Annotated in this window: 16 protein-coding genes and 1 pseudogene; 1 reads left to right on the forward strand and 16 read right to left on the reverse strand. The window is 42.6% G+C overall.

Annotated elements, in window-relative coordinates; genetic code table 11:
- Positions 1–186: 186 nt before the first annotated feature.
- The 10 genes from OCV88_RS13750 to tgt all read right to left on the reverse strand — a co-directional run bounded on the left by OCV88_RS13750 (position 187) and on the right by tgt (position 11,606).
- On the reverse strand, positions 187–393 hold the full coding sequence (locus OCV88_RS13750; RefSeq protein ID WP_158426020.1) for a cold-shock protein: 207 nt from the start codon (positions 391–393) through the stop codon (positions 187–189).
- A 107-nt stretch (positions 394–500) separates the two neighbouring features.
- Complete coding sequence (locus tag OCV88_RS13755) at positions 501–1,415, reverse strand: mechanosensitive ion channel family protein (RefSeq protein WP_158426021.1); 915 nt, start codon at positions 1,413–1,415, stop codon at positions 501–503.
- A 17-nt stretch (positions 1,416–1,432) separates the two neighbouring features.
- On the reverse strand, positions 1,433–2,701 hold the full coding sequence (locus OCV88_RS13760; protein ID WP_158426022.1) for a DUF1015 domain-containing protein: 1,269 nt from the start codon (positions 2,699–2,701) through the stop codon (positions 1,433–1,435).
- Between the two features lie 113 nt (positions 2,702–2,814).
- Positions 2,815–3,978 carry a phosphoglycerate dehydrogenase gene (locus OCV88_RS13765; protein WP_158426023.1) on the reverse strand — a complete coding sequence of 388 codons (1,164 nt, stop codon included), beginning with the start codon at positions 3,976–3,978 and terminating at the stop codon, positions 2,815–2,817.
- A 36-nt stretch (positions 3,979–4,014) separates the two neighbouring features.
- Positions 4,015–5,097 (reverse strand): 3-phosphoserine/phosphohydroxythreonine transaminase, encoded by a 1,083-nt coding sequence (serC, locus tag OCV88_RS13770; RefSeq protein ID WP_158426024.1) that lies wholly within the window; start codon positions 5,095–5,097, stop codon positions 4,015–4,017.
- Positions 5,098–5,128: 31 nt separating this feature from the next.
- Positions 5,129–6,808, reverse strand: a complete 1,680-nt coding sequence (gene ilvB / locus OCV88_RS13775) for a biosynthetic-type acetolactate synthase large subunit (protein WP_158426025.1) — start codon at positions 6,806–6,808, stop codon at positions 5,129–5,131.
- A gap of 105 nt (positions 6,809–6,913) precedes the next feature.
- The gene (gene ilvD / locus OCV88_RS13780; protein WP_158426026.1) at positions 6,914–8,584 is read right to left on the reverse strand and encodes a dihydroxy-acid dehydratase; all 1,671 of its coding nucleotides are present in this window, start codon (positions 8,582–8,584) and stop codon (positions 6,914–6,916) included.
- Between the two features lie 99 nt (positions 8,585–8,683).
- Entirely contained in the window at positions 8,684–9,790 is a 1,107-nt protein-coding gene (gene leuB / locus OCV88_RS13785; protein ID WP_158426027.1) for a 3-isopropylmalate dehydrogenase, read from the reverse strand.
- A gap of 261 nt (positions 9,791–10,051) precedes the next feature.
- On the reverse strand, positions 10,052–10,354 hold the full coding sequence (gene yajC, locus OCV88_RS13790; protein ID WP_158426028.1) for a preprotein translocase subunit YajC: 303 nt from the start codon (positions 10,352–10,354) through the stop codon (positions 10,052–10,054).
- Between the two features lie 121 nt (positions 10,355–10,475).
- Positions 10,476–11,606 carry a tRNA guanosine(34) transglycosylase Tgt gene (gene tgt / locus OCV88_RS13795; RefSeq protein WP_158426029.1) on the reverse strand — a complete coding sequence of 377 codons (1,131 nt, stop codon included), beginning with the start codon at positions 11,604–11,606 and terminating at the stop codon, positions 10,476–10,478.
- A gap of 213 nt (positions 11,607–11,819) precedes the next feature.
- Between tgt and aroC the strand changes: the two genes are divergently transcribed.
- A complete protein-coding gene (aroC, locus tag OCV88_RS13800) occupies positions 11,820–12,923 on the forward strand; it encodes a chorismate synthase (protein ID WP_158426030.1) in 1,104 nt (367 codons plus the stop codon).
- 307 nt (positions 12,924–13,230) lie between these two features.
- Here the strand turns inward: aroC and OCV88_RS13805 are convergent.
- The 6 genes and pseudogenes from OCV88_RS13805 to OCV88_RS13830 all read right to left on the reverse strand — a co-directional run.
- A pseudogene (locus OCV88_RS13805) lies at positions 13,231–14,055 on the reverse strand (Fic family protein); the annotation flags it as partial.
- Between the two features lie 47 nt (positions 14,056–14,102).
- Positions 14,103–15,176 (reverse strand): lactonase family protein, encoded by a 1,074-nt coding sequence (locus OCV88_RS13810; protein WP_158426032.1) that lies wholly within the window; start codon positions 15,174–15,176, stop codon positions 14,103–14,105.
- 1 nt (position 15,177) lies between these two features.
- Entirely contained in the window at positions 15,178–16,407 is a 1,230-nt protein-coding gene (locus OCV88_RS13815) for a peptidase U32 family protein (protein WP_158426033.1), read from the reverse strand.
- A gap of 14 nt (positions 16,408–16,421) precedes the next feature.
- Entirely contained in the window at positions 16,422–17,075 is a 654-nt protein-coding gene (locus tag OCV88_RS13820; protein WP_158426034.1) for an O-methyltransferase, read from the reverse strand.
- A gap of 2 nt (positions 17,076–17,077) precedes the next feature.
- Complete coding sequence (locus OCV88_RS13825; protein ID WP_158426035.1) at positions 17,078–17,494, reverse strand: YlbF/YmcA family competence regulator; 417 nt, start codon at positions 17,492–17,494, stop codon at positions 17,078–17,080.
- Positions 17,440–19,104 carry a ribonuclease J gene (locus OCV88_RS13830; RefSeq protein ID WP_330671977.1) on the reverse strand — a complete coding sequence of 555 codons (1,665 nt, stop codon included), beginning with the start codon at positions 19,102–19,104 and terminating at the stop codon, positions 17,440–17,442. Before OCV88_RS13830 ends, OCV88_RS13825 begins: the two co-directional genes overlap by 55 nt.
- Positions 19,105–19,193: the final 89 nt, after the last annotated feature.

Below are 19,193 nucleotides of genomic sequence, written 5' to 3' on the forward strand. Positions count from 1 at the left end.
TGCTGATATTTTTGACATAGAAAATGCTCCCTCCTAAGCAAACAAGTTTTTATTATTTCACTTGTCTACCTAGAAGGGAGCATATCAATTTTGGACTTGTCCGAAATCGGTACCCTCTTTTGTCTTTGTTTTCTGCAAAAAAATTCAACAACAGATTACATCATCTATTAATACTATTGTTAAGAATTAAGCTTCGAGACGATTTACATTGGCTGCCTGAGGACCCTTGTCCCCCTCAACAACTTCAAATTCAACCGGTTCTCCCTCTTTTAATTCCTTGAATCCATCCATGTTTAATGCGGAAAAATGTACAAATACATCATTTCCTTCTGCATCAGAAATAAACCCATAACCTTTTTTTGCATTAAACCATTTTACAGTTCCCTGCTGCATAAAAACTTCCTCCTAATACCTTCTAAAAAATTGCACATTTTGTGCATGTTTCACAATTTCAATTTAACACATTCGTCAATATTTGTCAATCGAAACCTAGAATTTAACTAACTTTTACGTTCGGTATCCTGGTGAACCGTAATATCCATCTGTGGAAAGGGGATTTCAATCCCATTTTCATCCAGTGTATACTTTATCTGCTCTGTAATCCGCCATCTGGCTTTCCAATATTCTTCTGTTGAAACCCAGGTGCGAATGCCGATCATAACTGCAGAATCTGCCAGTTCAGATACAAATACCTGAAATTCTTCCTCCGGCAGACGGGAAGGGTCCTGCTTTACCACTTCCGAAATCACTTCTTTTGCTTTTTTTAGGTCCGACTGATAAGATACCCCTACTTTCATGTCAATCATACGTTTGTTCTGATGTGTGAAATTAATCAGGCTGCAGTTTGACAGGGCCCCATTTGGCAGAATCACCGTTTTATTATCCACCGTAACAAGCTTTGTATAAAACAGCTGTATCTCAGAAACTGTTCCCTCGTTGCCATGAGTATCTTCTTTAATGTAATCCCCTACAACAAAAGGTTTTAACAGTAAGATCAGAACACCACCGGCAAAATTGGACAACGTTCCCTGCAGTGCCAGTCCCACCGACAATCCTACCGACCCGATAATTGCTATCACGGAACTTGCTGTAATCCCGAATTTACCCAGCACAATCATAATCAGAAAAAAGTACAAAGCCACATTCAGCAGATGATCCAGGAATTGTTTTAATCCTTCATCCAGATTTGTTTTTGCAAGTGTTTTCCTCACAAGCTTTCTTATAAATTTAATAACTCTGATCCCGATCAGCAGTACAATTACCGCAATCAAAAGCTTTACAAGAAAATCTATCACTTCCGGCGCTTTATCCGCAAAGTATTTTTCAAATGTTTTCCAGCTGATAATATTTACATTTTCAGACAGCGTTTCTGTCACAGTATCAACAATATTGTGATTCGATGATAAAAAAAACATAGTTATCTCCAGTTATTTTAAATACAGCTTACAGGAAACTCCCCAGGCTTCCCTATATAATGAATAAACAGGCCGCTTCGCAGCTTTGGTTCAAACCAGGTAGATTTCGGCGGCATCAAAAGTCCTGCGTCAGCCACTGCAAACAGCTGTCCAATGGCGGTTGGATACATAGCAAAAGCAGCTTTACAGTCAAGACTGCAGCGGCGCTCTAACTCATCAAGCCCCCGGATCCCACCTACAAAATCAATCCGTGTATCGGTTTTCGGATCAGAAATCCCCAGCACAGGATCCAGCAGGAGCTCCTGCAGAAGCGACACATCCAAAGACTTCACAGGGTCATCCGGAATATCTTTGCCATCAATGGTGCAAAGATACCATTTACCTCCAAGATACATAGAAAACTCACCTGCGTTCTCCGGTTTCCGAAATTCTTCAGCTACCGGCTTCACATGGAATATTGTTCCCATTTTTTTCAGAAATTCTTCTTCAGACATTCCATTTAAATCTTTGACTGCCCGGTTATAATCAAGGATCATCAGCTGATCATCAGGAAACAGCACAGACAAGAAATAATTAAAGGCTTCCTCTCCGGAATATCCCGGATGCTCTGCTCTTCGTTTCAGACCTACCTTCACAGCTGAGGCTGCCCGGTGGTGGCCGTCTGCAATATAAATCTCATGAATCCCTTCAAATGCTTCTTTTAAAGCTTTAATATCTCCTTCTTTCTGAATTATCCATACTCTGTGGCGGATTCCATCAGAAGCAGTAAAATCATATTCTGCCTCATTCTGTTTCGTACGCTCCACAATTCGATTTATTGTTTCGCAGGACCGGTAAGCCAGAAAAATAGGACCTGTCTGAGCATTGCAGACATCCACATGCCGGATCCTGTCCTGCTCTTTCTCCTCCCTTGTATTCTCATGCTTTTTAATCACGCCATTCTGATAATCGTCAATGGAAGCGCAGGCTGTAATTCCCGTCTGGGTCCTTCCATCCATAGTTAATTCATAAACGTAATAACAGGGCTTTTCATCTCTGATAAAATCACCGTCTTCTACCATTTTCCATAAAGTATCATGGGCTCTTTCATAAACCTCTGGCGCATAAGTATCTACAGAATCATCAAACTGTGTTTCCGCTCTGTCAATTTTTAAAAAGGATTCCGGCTCCCCTTCCACTTCTCTTTTCGCTTCTTCTCTGTTGTAAACATCATAGGGAAGCGCCGCTATTTTTTCTGCTTTTTCTCTGCAGGGCCGGATGCCCGCAAAGGGTCTGATTACTGCCATATTTTCATTTCCTTTCCTGTTATATGAAAAACTGCTGCAAATATGAGGAATATATACCTGTTTTGCAGCAGTTTCTAAAGTTGCTCAGAATGTGGAGCTTAAATCACACTGAATTATTTAATTACTCTGACTCTTAATACGCCTTCCAAAGCAGCAAGCTTCTCAGTTACTTCCGCTGTGGCAGACGCATCCAGGTCAAACAGAGAATATGCATAATCGCCGCGGCTCTTATTTGTCATATCAGAAATATTAATGCCGGCTTCACCCAAAACGGATGTACAGCGAGCAATCATATTCTGAACATTTTTGTGGAGGATAGCAATACGAGCTGCTCCGCTGCATACTCCCATATTGCAGTTGGGATAATTTACGGAATTTGTAATATTTCCGTTCTCAATATAATCTATAATTTCCTTTACCGCCATCACTGCACAGTTATCTTCAGACTCTTCTGTGGAAGCTCCCAGGTGTGGAATTACAAGACAGCCTTCTTTTCCTGCTGTAGCAGGAGTGGGGAAATCAACTACATATTTTTTTACTTTTCCTGCTTCTAAAGCAGCTGCCATTGCTTCTTCATCTACAAGCGTATCTCTGGAGAAGTTTAAAAATACAACGTTATCCTTCATCATATCAATTGCTTCTTTGTTGATCATTTTCTTTGTAGTATCCAGCAAAGGCACATGAATGGTAATAAAATCACATTCTCTGTAAATATCTTCTGCTGTGATCACATGTTTTACAGCTTTGTCTACATTCCAGGCTGCATTTACAGAAAGATACGGATCATATCCGTAAACTTCCATCCCCAGTGCACATGCTGCATTTGCAACTCTGACGCCGATGGCTCCCAGACCAATAACTCCAAGCTTTTTGCCCATAATTTCTGTTCCTGCAAAAGCTTTTTTGGCTTTTTCGGCAGCTTTTGCAATGTTTTCGTCAGCTGCATTCTCTTTTACCCAGTCAATACCTCCGGTAATATCACGGGAAGCCAGAAGCATTCCTGCAATTACAAGCTCCTTTACACCGTTTGCATTTGCACCCGGGGTATTAAATACAACGATTCCTTTTTCTGCGCACTTATCCAGGGGAATATTATTCACCCCTGCTCCTGCACGGGCAATTACTTCCAAAGACTTTGGAAGCTCCATATCATGCATAGCCGCACTTCTTACTAAAACTGCTCTGGCCTCATTGATATCATCTGTTTTCTGATATGCATCTGTAAACAGATCTAAACCGCAGGCAGCGATTGGATTTAAACAATTATACTGAATCATGATTTTTCCTCTTTTCTCTCAACACACTTTTTATTTTTAAGCATTTTCAGCTTCGAATTTTTTCATAAATTCTACCAATTTCTCAACGCCTTCTTTTGGCATTGCATTGTAAATAGAAGCTCTCATACCGCCAACAGTTCTGTGGCCTTTGAGGTTTTCAAAGCCTGCCTCTTTTGCTTCTGCAACAAATTTTGCATCCAGATCCTTATCTCCTGTTACAAACGGAACATTCATAAGAGAACGGTCTTCTTTTCTAACTGTTCCTTTAAACATCTTACTGCTGTCAAGGAAATCATAAAGAACCGCTGCTTTTTCTTCATTGCGTTTTTTCATTGCTTCTAGACCGCCAAGGCCCTTGATCCATTTAAACACTTTTCCACAGATATAAATACCGTAACATGGCGGTGTATTGTACATAGAACCATTGTCTGCCTGTACTTTGTAGGACATCATAGTCGGTACCCACTGTGGGAGATCTTCCCGGATCAAATCTTCCCGGATAATTACAATCTGTACTCCGGAAGGTCCTACATTTTTCTGAACGCCTCCGTATACCAGACCGAATTTTGTTACATCAAGGGGTTCTGATAAGAAACAGGATGAAATATCTGCTACAAGGGTTTTCCCTTTTGTATTCGGAAGTTCATGGAATACCGTTCCGTAAATTGTGTTATTCATACAGATATAGACATAGTCTGCATCCTCATCAATTGGAAGATCAGAACAATCCGGAATATAGGAAAAAGTCTCATCTTCTGAGGAAGCAACTTTATTTACCTTTCCGTATTTCTGAGCTTCTACATAGGCCTTTTTCGCCCACTGGCCGGTAACAATATAGTCAGCCACACCGTTTTTCATCAGATTCATAGGAACCCCTGCAAACTGCAGTGCAGCTCCGCCCTGTAAAAACAGTACCTTGTAATTATCAGGAATATTCATCAGTTCTCTTAGATCTGCTTCAGCCTCATCAATAATCGTCTGAAACATTTTAGAACGATGGCTCATTTCCATTACAGACATACCGCATCCACGGTAATCCATCATTTCTTCCTGAGCTTCTTTTAATACTTCTTCCGGTAATACTGCCGGACCAGCTGAGAAATTATACACTCTGCTCATTATTTTTATCCTCCTGCTTTTATAAGCTATTTTAAGACTGTTTCATGTCCTGCTCATCAAAGACTTCACTGATGGCGGCTCCCGGAGCTACCATAGGCCATACCTTCTCGTCACAGTCAATGATACAGTCGATTAAAATCGGTGTTTTCATGGCAAGGGCCTTCTCAAGAGCCGCATCAAGCTCCTGACGGTTTGTCACCCGGACGCCGTCTGCTCCCATAGCCTCTGCCAGTTTTACAAAATCCACACTGTCATTTAAAACAGTATGTGAGTATCGTTCTTCATAGAACAGATTCTGCCACTGACGTACCATACCCAGCACATGATTATTCACAACTACCTGAATCAAAGGCAGCCGTTCTCTTACCGCTGTGGCAATCTCATTCATATTCATTCGAAAACAGCCGTCACCGGCGATATTTATTACCCGTTTATCCGGTCTTGCAAGCTGTGCTCCGATGGCTGCGCCCAGGCCGTATCCCATTGTGCCAAGTCCCCCTGAAGTAATAAAGGTTCTTGGTTTTTGATATCTGTAAAACTGTGCGGCCCACATCTGGTGCTGTCCTACTTCTGTGACAATTATAGCATCTCCGCCGGTTTTTTCATATATCTGTTTCATGATATACGGACCGCTTAACCCCTCAGCCGGATACTTCATAGGGAATTTTAATTTATATTCTTTGATTTTTTCAATCCATTCATCATGGTTCTGCTGAGGCAGCTTTTTATTGACAGCTTTTAAAATTTCCCGGATATCACCCATAACACTGGCATCGGTCACAATGTTTTTATTGATTTCAACCGGATCCACATCAAACTGCAGAATCTTTGCTTTGTCTGCAAAACGTTTCGCATTTCCCGTTACACGGTCGCTGAACCGGACACCTACAGCAATCAAAAGATCACATTCACTGACGCCGTAGTTAGATGCCTTTGTTCCGTGCATACCAAGCATTCCGGTATAAAGTTCATTTGTCCCGGAAAAAGCGCCTTTTCCCATGAGGGAATCCGTAACCGGAGCCTGAACTTTTGAAACAAACTCTAAAAGCTCCTGGTCTGCATCTGCTATCACAGCGCCTCCGCCTGCAAATATAAACGGCCGCTTTGACTGCTGTATCATTTCCACTGCCCTGTGGATATCTTCATCTGTCATCTTATCCGTCACCCGGGCAATGGGATCTATTTTCTGACAGGTGTATTCTGTTACTTCTGCCGTCACATCCTTAGGAATATCCACAAGCACCGGCCCCGGACGCCCTTTCCCTGCTATACGGAAAGCTCTCCTTATTACACCGGCCAGGTCCTTTACGTCCTTCACAATAAAATTATGCTTTGTAATAGGAGTTGTGATTCCTGTAATATCTATCTCCTGAAAACTGTCTTTCCCAAGCAGCGGCACTCCAACGTTACAGGTAATTGCCACCATTGGAACAGAATCCATATAGGCAGTGGCAATGCCGGTTACCAGATTTGTAGCTCCCGGTCCTGATGTGGCAAAACATACTCCTGTTTTTCCGGTAGCTCTGGCATACCCGTCTGCGGCATGAGATGCTCCCTGCTCATGGGAAGTTAATACATGGTGAATCTCACTGCTGTGTTTGTACAGCTCATCATATAAGTTTAAAATCGCTCCGCCCGGATAACCAAATACAGTATCCACGCCCTGTTCTTTCAAACATTCTATTACTATCTGTGCGCCTGTCAGCTGCATGTTCCAAGTCCCCGCTTTCTTCTTCTATAAGTTTAAGGTGGAGACAGAAGGTTCATCCGTCTCCACCGATCAATTTTTATGTTCTCTCTTCCGAACTTTCTTTTTTTATTTTTCAGGTGTTCTAAGAATAGCTCCTGTATTTCCGGAAGTAACTAAGGATGCATAACGAGCCAGGTAACCGGTTGTGATCTTCGGTTCTCTTGGTTCCCATTTTGCACGGCGCGCTTCCATCTCTTCATCAGATACATCAACATTCAATGTATTTTCCGGAATATTGATTTTAATAATATCGCCCTCTTCAATCAGAGCAATTGGTCCGCCCACTGCGGCTTCCGGGGATACATGTCCTATAGATGCGCCTCTAGATGCACCTGAGAAACGGCCGTCTGTGATCAGCGCTACAGAAGAACCCAGGCCCATACCTGCAATTGCAGAAGTAGGATTTAACATTTCTCTCATACCAGGTCCGCCTTTTGGCCCCTCATACCGGATTACAACAACATCACCGGCCACAATTTTTCCGCCTTTGATTGCTGCGATTGCATCTTCTTCACAGTCAAATACACGGGCAGGTCCCTGGTGAACCATCATTTCTTCTACTACTGCAGAACGTTTTACTACTGCAGAATCCGGTGCAATATTTCCTTTCAGCACTGCAATTCCGCCAGTCTTGCTGTAAGGATTGTCAATTGGACGAATTACTTCCGGATTTTTATTCTCACAGCCCTTTATGTTTTCTGCAATTGTTTTTCCGGTAGCAGTAATCAGGTCTGTATAAAGAAGTCCTAATTTATCAAGCTCATTCATCACTGCATATACGCCGCCTGCTTCATTTAAGTCTTCCATATAAGTAGGACCTGCCGGCGCTAAATGACAAAGGTTTGGCGTCTTGGCACTTAATTCGTTGGCGATATCCAGGTTAATTTCCACGCCTGCTTCATGTGCGATAGCAGGAAGATGCAGCATGGAGTTTGTAGAACATCCAAGGGCCATATCAATGGTCAGTGCATTCATAAATGCTTTTTCATTCATAATATCTCTTGGGCGGATATTTTTCTCAAGGAGCTCCATAACCTTCATACCTGCATGTTTTGCAAGCTTCAATCTTTCAGAATAAACGGCCGGAATGGTTCCATTTCCCTGAAGTCCCATACCGATGGCCTCTGTAAGACAGTTCATGGAGTTTGCAGTGTACATACCGGAACAGGATCCGCAGGTAGGACACACTTTATTTTCATATTCAAGCACTTCATCTTCTGACATTGTACCTGCAGCGTAAGAACCAACTGCTTCAAACATAGAAGAAAGGCTTCTCTTTTTCCCTTTTACTTTTCCGGCCAGCATCGGACCGCCGCTTACAAATACAGTTGGAATGTTCAGTCTTGCAGCTGCCATTAACAGTCCCGGAACATTTTTATCACAGTTGGGCACCATTACAAGAGCATCGAACTGATGCGCCAGTGCCATACATTCTGTTGAATCGGCAATCAGATCTCTAGTTACAAGAGAATATTTCATTCCTGTATGTCCCATAGCAATACCATCGCATACCGCAATGGCAGGGAACACAATTGGAGTACCGCCGGCCATGGCAACGCCCATTTTTACAGCATCAACAATTTTGTCGATATTCATATGGCCCGGCACAATTTCATTATAAGAACTTACAATACCAACCAGAGGTCTTTCCAGCTCTTCCTTTGTGAAACCCAGAGCATTAAACAAAGATCTGTGAGGCGCCTGCTGGATTCCTTTTGTTACATTATCACTTCTCATAAATTTTCTCCTTAATTTATATATATCTTTCCCGCATCTTTTGGGACTTCTAAAACGGCTTGTCCGCCTGTTTATAACTTGTTATTTGTGGCCTGCTTCCTAGTTATGAATACGTTCACAGATCAGATCACCCATCAAAGCTGTACCCACCTGTGTCACAGCCGCTTTTTTATCCGCTTCCTGGGGCATAATATCTATGGTTCTATACCCGTCTTTTAATACCTGCTTTACTGCTTCCTCCACGGCATCTGCTTCCTGATCCAGATCAAAAGAATACCGCAGCATCATTGCAGCCGAAAGAATGGTGGCAATAGGATTTGCTATCCCCTGCCCGGCAATATCCGGAGCAGAACCGCCGCTTGGTTCATATAAACCAAACTTTGTATCATTAAGGCTTGCACTTGAGAGCATACCTATGGATCCCGTTACCATGCTTGCTTCATCTGATAAAATGTCGCCAAACATGTTTTCCGTAAGGATTACATCAAACTGCTTGGGATCTTTAACCAGCTGCATAGCACAATTGTCTACCAGCATGTGCTCATAAGAAACTTCCGGATAATCTTTTGCAACTTCTTCCACAATCTTTCTCCAGAGTCTGGAGGAGTCAAGGACATTGGCCTTATCTACACTTGTTACCTTATTCCGGCGCTTCCGTGCGATCTCAAATCCTTTTACCGCAATTCTGCGGATTTCATTCTCATTATATGTAAGGGTATCCTCAGCTGTCATAACACCGTCCACCGGCTCTGTTTTACGGGCTCCGAAATATAATCCGCCGGTCAGCTCCCGCATAATCATCATGTCGAATCCGCTTCCAATAATGTCTTCCCGCAGAGGACATGCTTCTTTTAACTCTTCATACAGATAGGCCGGTCTTAAATTTGCAAACAGATTTAAAGCTTTCCGAAGCTTTAACAGACCTGCCTCCGGCCGAAGCTCCGGCGCCAGCTTGTACCAGGGCGAAGTAGAGGTATTTCCTCCGATGGAGCCCATAAGTACCGCATCTGAAGATTTCGCCTGACAGATGGCTTCCTCTGTGAGAGGTACGCCTGTGGCATCAATAGAACAGCCTCCCATCAAAATATCTTCATATTCAAACTGATGTCCAAATATGTTCCCGATTCGATCTAGTACTTTTCTGGCTTCTGTAACAATCTCCGGTCCGATACCGTCCCCAGAAATAACTCCTATATGAAATGTCATATCACAATTTCCTCCCTGCTTTATAACAAATTCCAGCGTTCCCTTTCACTGCGCCCTAACCTTTCGGGCACTCTATCTGCATTCCCAAAACTTGATAGTACCTATAATATTACATTTATATTACAATTTCAACTAGTGTTTTTTTGGATACTGCTATACTCCCCCGATCTTTACAGTAAATGAAAAAGCTTCTGAAACATAAAATGTTTAACATTTATATTTCAGAAGCATTGTCATTTTCTTACAATAAGATTCCGCTGCTTACTCTTCTGCACCGGTGTTTGCTTTCTCAATCTGAGCAATTGCCGCACGCTGCATAGGAATACGACAGTTCTTGTTATTTCCAAATTCTACGATTACAGTGTCGTCCATGATATCAATTAATGTTCCATAGAAACCGCTTGACGTAAGTACTGTATCGCCAGGTTCCATCTGGGATAACATATCTCTTTTTCTCTGCTGTTCTTTCTTCTGAGGTCTAATCATAAAGAAGAACATGAAAGCTACTAAAATAACAACCCAAATAATTAATGAGCTGTACTGTCCAGCACCACTTGCTAACATGAAAAATCCTCCTCAAATATCTAACTTTTTATTTGATAATCAAATCTTTTTTTATTCTACATGAAAAAACCTGCTGTATCAAGCCTTTTTCGTAAAATATTAAAGAAACCTCAGGAAACTGCTACTTTCCCTGACTCATCCGGTATAGTTTTTCTTCCTTATATGTCCGATACCGCTCCTGCTCAATAGCTTCTCTGATTTCTTCCATCATCGTATTATAAAAATAGAGATTGTGGAGAACACACAGACGCATACCAAGCATCTCTTTGGCCTTCAGCAGATGCCGGATATAAGCTCTGCTGTAAGTGCGGCATGCGGGACACTGGCATCCTTCTTCAATGGGACGCATATCTTTCTCATACTTCTGATTAAAAAGATTTAACTTGCCATAATTTGTATATACATGTCCGTGACGGCCGTTCCTGCTTGGATATACGCAGTCGAAGAAATCCACGCCCCTGTCCACAGCTTCTAGGATATTTGCCGGCGTTCCTACTCCCATGAGATATGTTGGCTTGTCAACAGGCAGATGGGGGACTGTCACATCCAGAATATGATACATTTCCTCGTGGCTTTCGCCCACTGCCAGTCCTCCCAGGGCATATCCGTCCAAATCCAGCTCACTGATTCTTTTGGCGTGGTCCACACGGATATCATCATAAATGGCCCCCTGGTTAATACCAAACAACATCTGATGCTTATTAATGGTATCCTCAAGACCATTTAACCGCTGCATCTCATCCTTGCACCGCCCCAGCCAGCGGAACGTTCTGTCCACAGAATTCTGCACATATCCCCGGTCTGCAACAGCAGAGGGACATTCGTCAAAAGCCATGGCAATGGTTGACGCCAGATTAGACTGAATCTGCATACTCTCTTCCGGCCCCATAAAAATTTTCCGTCCGTCCACATGGGAATTAAAATAAACGCCTTCTTCTTTGATTTTTCTAAGCCCCGCCAGTGAAAACACCTGAAATCCGCCGGAATCCGTGAGAATTGGTTTGTCCCACACCATAAACTTGTGAAGTCCTCCCAGTTCTTTGATCAGCTTATCTCCCGGCCGCACATGGAGATGGTACGTATTTGAAAGTTCAATCTGAGTCTTAATCTTCAAAAGATCAGTGGTGGCCACAGCTCCTTTGATGGCTGCCGCCGTACCTACATTCATAAACAGCGGTGTCTGAACGGTTCCGTGAACGGTCTGAAGCTCTCCTCTCTTGGCCAGACCATCCTTTTTTATAATTCTGTACATTTTTAACATCCTCTCTTCAGGTAAAAATGGTTCTTTATCCTTTTATTTCATCTTAATCAACGGTTCCTATTATAGCGAAGGCAGAAAAAAAAGTATAGTCTAAAATCCCAATTACTTATTGTCAGATCATACATTTATCGTTAAACTGTTTATGATACACTCTGACAGCATATGGCTGTCTGCATTACAATACTTTATAATATGGAGGCATTTATGGCCGGATCTGATTACGGAACAATTTTTAAAATTACAACATGGGGAGAATCCCATGGAAAAGGTCTCGGTGTAGTGGCAGACGGATGTCCTGCAGGTATTCCTCTGGATGAATCCATGATCCAGGAATATCTTGACCGCCGAAAACCGGGACAATCAAAATATACTACCCCAAGAAAAGAATCTGACCAGGTGGAAATCCTCTCCGGCGTCTTTGAAGGAAAAACAACCGGAACCCCAATTTCCATGATGGTTCGAAATGAAAACCAGAAGTCCAAAGATTACAGTGAAATCGCATCATACTATCGCCCCGGACATGCAGACTTTACCTTTGATGCCAAATACGGCTTCCGGGATTACCGGGGCGGCGGCCGCTCTTCCGGGCGTGAAACTATCGGCCGTGTAGCCGGAGGGGCTATTGCTTCTCTGTTTTTAAAACAGCTGGGAATCCATATTACCGCATATACAAAATCAATTGGTCCTATTCACTGTAACATGGCAGACTTTAATGCCAGAGAAATTTTAAACAACCGTGTGTGTATGCCGGATGCTCAGGCCGCAAAAAGGGCCGCAGACTATCTGGACCAGTGTATGGCAGAAAAAAACTCCTGCGGAGGGATTATCGAATGTGTAATCACCGGAGTTCCTGCCGGAATCGGCGACCCGGTATTTGAAAAACTGGATGCCAATCTGGCAAAAGCCATTTTTTCCATTGGCGCCGTGAAAGGTTTTGAAATCGGGGACGGCTTTTTGGCAGCAGACGCTACAGGCCTCACCAATAACGATGCTTTCTGCACAGACGATCAGGGAAACATCTCCAAAAAAACAAATCACGCCGGCGGCATTTTAGGCGGCATCAGTGACGGCTCTCCTATTATTTTCCGGGCAGCCATCAAACCTACTCCGTCCATTGGCGCACCTCAACAGACAGTCCGCACAGATGGGACTCCAATCACCGTGGAAATCAAAGGACGTCATGATCCAATTATCGTTCCCCGGGCAGTAGTTGTAGTAGAAACCATGACTGCACTGACCCTGGCGGATATGATCTTAAAAAATATGAGTGCAGACAATAGAAAAATTCTGGACTTCTATCAGAAATAGACAAAAAATAAAACTCTGCATTAATTAAAAAAGATTCCTGCAGCGGCAGGATTCTCCGCCTGCGGCGGGTCGCTTTTGCGACATGACTCCATTCCGCCGCAGTGCGATCCACAGCGGAGCGTTTTTTTGTTCTATAGGAATCGGCACTTTTCAGCTTTATCACAACACAGTATTTCCTACAGAGCAAAAAAGAATCTCACAGAATAATCAAGAATTTTCAACACCTGATTTTTCTGTGAGAATCTTTTTTTCATATGGAACATTTTCCGTATCCATTTATTTTATCCTAAATATCCACATTTTTATTTTCCCGGGATTTCCGTATGTGTAAATTACGGTTAAGAAGTTCATTTTTTTCATTCAAAAGAAGGTTTCTGAGGAATGCTTCGAGGTATTCTGTTGTTTCATACACACCTTTTTGCAGATTCGTATAATTTGCACGGACAAGGGCATTTCTAAAATACCATGCATTCTCCGAAAAAATATCATTGGCTGCCGCAAAACCAAGAGACCTTAAATATTTAATAAAAAACACTGCTGTAGTACGTGTATTGCCTTCTCCAAAAATGTGAATCTGCCACAGCCTGGAAATAAACAGGGCAAGATGACGGATAATTTCATCCATGGAAAGCCCCTGATAACTGAAATCTCTTTCCTGTGAAAAATCATATTCCAGTGTAGCTTTCAGCTCTGTTGCACTTCCATACAGAACAGTTGCTCCATCTAATACCCATTCTTTTTTCGTAATATTATAGTCTCTTATCTTCCCGGCGTGTTTATAAATCCCCTGAAACAACTTACGATGAATAGAAATATACTCATTTGGAGTGAAAGAAAATGCTTCCTCGGACAATATTTTAACAATACGCGAAGACACCTTATCAGCTTCCTCGGTACGTTCATCATCCGCTATATGAGCAGGTTTTTCTTCATAATAGCTCTCAATAAGGCTCTGAACCTCATTCAGCGTAATTTTCCCTTCAATATTTAAAACGGCAGTGTCAATCAAATATTGAGATGGTTTAAGTCCGTCCACCGCCTGAAGCCCAATGGCCGTACTCCACATATAACCTTTATAGGCTTGAGCCGGCTCGGACTCTTTTAGATATTCCCCAAAAGGATCTTTTTCCATATCCACACCTCGCTCATAATTTGAAAAATTATTCAAACCATCCCGTCCTAAGACGCTGATGTATCACCCAGCTTATGAATAAAGATACAATTGGGCCGGTGAATATCAATTGGTTTTGAATCCATCAGAAAATAATTTTTATCATAATTCATTTTAAAAGAGCAGATCTGATTGCTGCTGTGGTTCAGCACTACAAAATGCTCGTTATCCGGCATAACTGCCAGGGTTTTTGGATAATCCTGTCTGGTACTGTTCTGACAGATTTCTGTCAAAAGCCCGGTTTCCTGATCTACAGAATACACGGTAACAGAATTTACTCCGGCGTTTGAAACAAACAGATGCTTTCCATCCGGGGAAAACTCTATTCCGGAAGACGCACACCGCTCTACTTCTGCCGCTTCCACTGTTGGAACCTCCTGAATCAGTTCCATACGCTCTTTCATACAGTCATTTTTATCATAATGGTAAACATACACACAGTTCTTTCTTTCGCATAAAACATATGCGCAGTTTAATTCTTTGCGAAACCGAATCATTCTAGGCCCGTTATCCAGATGACCTCTCAAAATATCACAGAGCTTTAAGTTCCCTTTTTCATAATCAATTTCATACACCTTAACCTGGTCAATACCGCTGTCTACAGCGCACAGATATTTCTGGTCGATGGTCACTTTCACACAGGTAACATGAGCGATGGAATTACGTTCAGCCACACTGCCGCCAACTCCTTCATGAAAAATTCCGCAGGCAAGCTTGCCAATGGTTCCATCCTCATTCAGGTGCATCATGGTAACGCGGCCGTCATGATAGCCTGCAACAAACAGATAACGGTTCAAATCATCTACTTCCAGATAACAGCCCCGCATCCCGCCAATCCATGCCGCATTCATAGGTTTCAAATCTCCGTCCGGCAGAATCTTAAAAGATCTCACACCCTCATCAGCAATAGAATACAAATATTTCCCGTTGGCAGATACAATCAGATCTGACGGATTATTAATTGGAACAACTTTCCGTTCCTTCATGCTCCAGTTATCTGTATCAATATCAAAGATGTGAATGCCAAGACTGCTGCTTCTGGTATAAGTTCCTACATAGGCCACATATGATTCCTTCGCCATTTTAGTCCTCCTCTTTTCTTCGCAGAATGTCAAATTTCTCCAAAGGCTGTCCAAGATCAATATACAGCACCTGTTTGGGGTGCGGCGCTGATTCCTGTGCATTTCCTTCCTCATCCAAAATCTGACGAACCTTTACTTCTATATTATCTCCATTTGGCTTCATAACTTCAATGATTTCACCTACGGAAAATTTATTTCTCTGCTCAATCCGATAGAGGCCCTCTTCTGTGCACTCTCCTACAATTCCCAGGTACGTATATTCCTTTACATAAGTATTATTGTCATAAATCTGCGCGGTATCATCCGGCTTTCCAAAGAAAAATCCCGTTGTAAACTGCCGGTATGTGCAGTTGGAAATCTGATCCAGATACCAGGGCATATTCTCTTTATATTTCTCCGGACTTTCCAGATAATCATCAATGGCCTTCCGATAGGTTCTGGCCACTGTTGCCACATAAAGAGCTGTTTTCATACGCCCTTCGATTTTATAACTGTCCACCCCAGTGGCAAGCATTTCAGGAATATGCTGAATCATGCACAAATCCTTGGAATTAAAAATATATGTTCCACGTTCATTCTCATATACCGGCATATATTCTCCGGGACGGGTTTCCTCCACAATAGAATACTTCCATCTGCACGGATGTGTACAGGCTCCCCGGTTGGCGTCTCTGCCTGTAAAATAATTACTCAGCAGACACCTGCCGGAATAGGAAATACACATAGCGCCATGAATAAACGTTTCCATTTCCAGATCTTTTGGAATTTTCTCTCTGATTTCCGTCAATTCTTCCGCAGAAAGCTCCCGGGCTGTCACTACACGTTTCGCCCCCTGCTGATACCAGAAACGGTAAGTTCCGTAATTGGTATTATTGGCCTGGGTACTGATATGAATATCAATTTCAGGGCATACTTCCCTGGCAATCATAAATACTCCCGGATCTGAAATAATCAGGGCATCCGGCTTTATCTCTTTTAACTCCTGAAAATAAGTGCGCACCCCTTCTAGATCATCATTATGAGCCAGAATATTGGCGGTTACATATACTTTCACCTGATGCTCATGGGCAAACTCAATTCCTTCCCGCATCTCTTCCAGCGTAAAGTTTTTGGCTTTGGCTCTGAGGCCAAAAGCCTCGCCGCCGATATATACGGCATCCGCTCCAAATACTACCGCTATTTTTAATACTTCCAGGCTGCTGGCCGGAACCAGTAATTCAGGACGTTTCATATCTTTTCCTCTTGTCATTTCTCTTGTTCTGATTTCACACTGACTGTAACTCCGTCTCCAAAAGGCAGTACCGATGTCTGAAGCTGTCTGTGATGGGTCAGCTGATACAGATAATCCCGCATACGTTTATGAATGGTGCGGTCCCGTCTTGTCACTGCAAACCGCGACTCTATAATATTTCCATCCTGAAGCACATTATCTGAAATCAAAATTCCGTTTGGATTTAACAAACGTAAAACATCATCCAGAAAGTGAATATACTGTCCCTTTGCCGCATCCATAAAAATAAAATCAAAAGGTTCTTCCAATTTTTTCAGCCAGTCCGCCGCATCCCCTTCTAAAAGAGTGATCTGCTCCTGGCGCCCTGCCCGCTTAAAATTGGCCCGGGCAATGGGAATCCGTTTTTCATAATTTTCAATGGTTACAATCTCTGCCAGAATCGGATTATATTCCGCCATCAAGAGAGCAGAAAATCCCACAGCTGTTCCCACCTCCAGAATCCGTCCGGGGCGCTTTAGTGCCAGCAGCACTTTCAAAAAGGTCTGCATCTCCGGCCGGATAATGGGAACAAATGCCTCAAGAGCCTCCTTTTCAATACAATTTAAAAGCTCAGTATTATCATCCTTTAGGGAATTGATGTATGTTACAAGTCTTTCGTTAATTATCATTCTTATCCCTGCCGCTCATCATCCGGCAGTACAGTTTCAATCTCCAGATTCTCTGCCAGCATCCAGTTGATCTGACGAATCATTTTACAGACAGTGCTCTCTGCCTCCAGATAATTCCACACGGCATCATTTCTGAACTCATTATATTCCTTTTGAAGCTGGTCCAGTTCCGAAAAAAGATCTATACGGTCACCGCTGTTTTGCAGCTCATAGTTCCTTTTCTTAAACTCATAAAGCTTCTGCACTTTTTCCGGATACTGCCTGATTTCACTCCGGGCTTTCTGGTATCTTTGATATTCACTGCTGTTTTTTACTGCTGCCAGAAAAGAATTTGCAGCTTTCTCAATATCGTTCATGAAATGATCTACACCTCCATTATAATCGGCATAATCATTGGTCTTCTCTTGGTTTTCTTCCATACATACTCACCCAGAGAATCCTTAATTTCTGTCTTTATTTTACCCCAGTCGGTAATTCCTTTTTCAGAAATCTGATATACCGTATCATTTAATACATGCTGCGCCTCATCCATAAGACTTTCAGATCCTCTGACATAGACAAAACCTCTAGAAACAATATCCGGTCCAGCCAGTATCTGTCCGGAACCTGACTCTAATGTTAATACCACAATAATAATGCCGTCTTCCGCAAGATGCTGGCGGTCTCTCATAACAATATTTCCTACGTCGCCAACCCCAAGACCGTCCACGAAAACTGCGCCTACCTGTACCTTATCTACTACCTTCGCTCCCTCTTCATCTAATTCCAGCACATCTCCGGAAGAGAGCATTAAAATATTTTCCTTGCTGATTCCAAGCTCCTGGGCAACCTGGGCCTGTGCTTTCCGGTGCTTATACTCACCGTGTACAGGAATAGAATATTTGGGCCGTACCAGAGAATAAATCAACTTCATTTCTTCCTGGCAGGCATGTCCGGATACATGAGTATCATGGAAGATAACCTCTGCTCCCTGAACATATAAATCATTAATTACTTTTGAAACAGCCTTTTCATTGCCCGGAATCGGATTGGAGCTGAATACAATCAGGTCGTTTGGCTGAATTTTTACCTTGCGGTGCATACCGCTGGCCATTCTAGACAACGCTGCTAACGGTTCCCCCTGGCTTCCGGTTGTAATCAAAACAGTTTTCTCATCCGGATAGTTTTTCAGCTGTTCAATCTCAATCAGAGTATTGTCTGGGATATTCAGATATCCCAGTTCAGAAGCAGTGGCAATAATATTTACCATACTCCTTCCCTCTACTACAACCTTCCGGTCAAACTTATAAGCCGTATTAATAATCTGCTGTACGCGGTCCACATTGGATGCAAAGGTAGCTACAATAATTCTGTTGTTTTTATGGTCACTGAATATATTGTCAAAGGTTTTTCCAACAGTCTTTTCAGACATAGTAAATCCCGGCCGCTCCGCATTGGTACTGTCACACATCAGCGCCAGCACGCCCTTCTTTCCAATCTCTCCAAAGCGCTGAAGATCAATGGCATCTCCATATACAGGCGTGTAATCTACTTTAAAGTCTCCGGTGTGAACAATGGTGCCCGCACCGGAATAAATCGCAAGAGCTGCCGCATCCTGGATACTGTGGTTTGTCCGTATAAACTCCACTCTGAAACACCCAAGATTAATATGCTGTCCATATTTCACAACTTTACGCTTTACTTTTGTCAGCATACTGTGTTCTTTTAATTTATGCTCAATAATCCCATTGGTCAGCTTTGTGGCATAAATAGGAACATTGATTTCTCTTAATACATACGGCAGAGCGCCGATATGATCCTCATGTCCGTGGGTAATAAAAAAGCCTTTTACCTTTTCAATATTATCTCTTAAATATGTGATGTCCGGGATTACCAGGTCAATTCCCAGCATATCATCCTCCGGGAATGATAAACCGCAGTCCACGACAATAATACTGTCTTCGTATTCAAAGGCAGTAATGTTCATTCCAATGGCTTCTAATCCGCCCAGTGGAATAATCCGTAATTTACTTTTCTTTGTATTGCTCAAAAAAGCACCTCCATTATTTCCGTTCAATTATTCTTTTTGTTTTCAATGTCTTAATGCCGGCGCAGGTTATTCTCCTGTCTCTCCCGCTT

Origin of the sequence: Brotonthovivens ammoniilytica, assembly GCF_025566885.1 — a bacterium.
Lineage (GTDB): Bacteria > Bacillota > Clostridia > Lachnospirales > Lachnospiraceae > Brotonthovivens > Brotonthovivens ammoniilytica.

What these genes read in the sequence shown, in the direction of transcription:
- OCV88_RS13820 (WP_158426034.1), bottom strand. Translation starts at nt 17,075, where the DNA reads ATGATAATTAACGAAAGACTTGTAACATACATCAATTCCCTAAAGGAT.
- OCV88_RS13760 (WP_158426022.1), bottom strand. Translation starts at nt 2,701, where the DNA reads ATGGCAGTAATCAGACCCTTTGCGGGCATCCGGCCCTGCAGAGAAAAA.
- OCV88_RS13825 (WP_158426035.1), bottom strand. Translation starts at nt 17,494, where the DNA reads ATGGAAGAAAACCAAGAGAAGACCAATGATTATGCCGATTATAATGGA.
- ilvD (WP_158426026.1), bottom strand. Translation starts at nt 8,584, where the DNA reads ATGAGAAGTGATAATGTAACAAAAGGAATCCAGCAGGCGCCTCACAGA.
- OCV88_RS13810 (WP_158426032.1), bottom strand. Translation starts at nt 15,176, where the DNA reads ATGGCGAAGGAATCATATGTGGCCTATGTAGGAACTTATACCAGAAGC.
- leuB (WP_158426027.1), bottom strand. Translation starts at nt 9,790, where the DNA reads ATGACATTTCATATAGGAGTTATTTCTGGGGACGGTATCGGACCGGAG.
- OCV88_RS13815 (WP_158426033.1), bottom strand. Translation starts at nt 16,407, where the DNA reads ATGAAACGTCCTGAATTACTGGTTCCGGCCAGCAGCCTGGAAGTATTA.
- tgt (WP_158426029.1), bottom strand. Translation starts at nt 11,606, where the DNA reads ATGTACAGAATTATAAAAAAGGATGGTCTGGCCAAGAGAGGAGAGCTT.
- yajC (WP_158426028.1), bottom strand. Translation starts at nt 10,354, where the DNA reads ATGTTAGCAAGTGGTGCTGGACAGTACAGCTCATTAATTATTTGGGTT.
- OCV88_RS13750 (WP_158426020.1), bottom strand. Translation starts at nt 393, where the DNA reads ATGCAGCAGGGAACTGTAAAATGGTTTAATGCAAAAAAAGGTTATGGG.
- ilvB (WP_158426025.1), bottom strand. Translation starts at nt 6,808, where the DNA reads ATGCAGCTGACAGGCGCACAGATAGTAATAGAATGTTTGAAAGAACAG.
- aroC (WP_158426030.1), top strand. Translation starts at nt 11,820, where the DNA reads ATGGCCGGATCTGATTACGGAACAATTTTTAAAATTACAACATGGGGA.
- OCV88_RS13765 (WP_158426023.1), bottom strand. Translation starts at nt 3,978, where the DNA reads ATGATTCAGTATAATTGTTTAAATCCAATCGCTGCCTGCGGTTTAGAT.
- serC (WP_158426024.1), bottom strand. Translation starts at nt 5,097, where the DNA reads ATGAGCAGAGTGTATAATTTCTCAGCTGGTCCGGCAGTATTACCGGAA.
- OCV88_RS13755 (WP_158426021.1), bottom strand. Translation starts at nt 1,415, where the DNA reads ATGTTTTTTTTATCATCGAATCACAATATTGTTGATACTGTGACAGAA.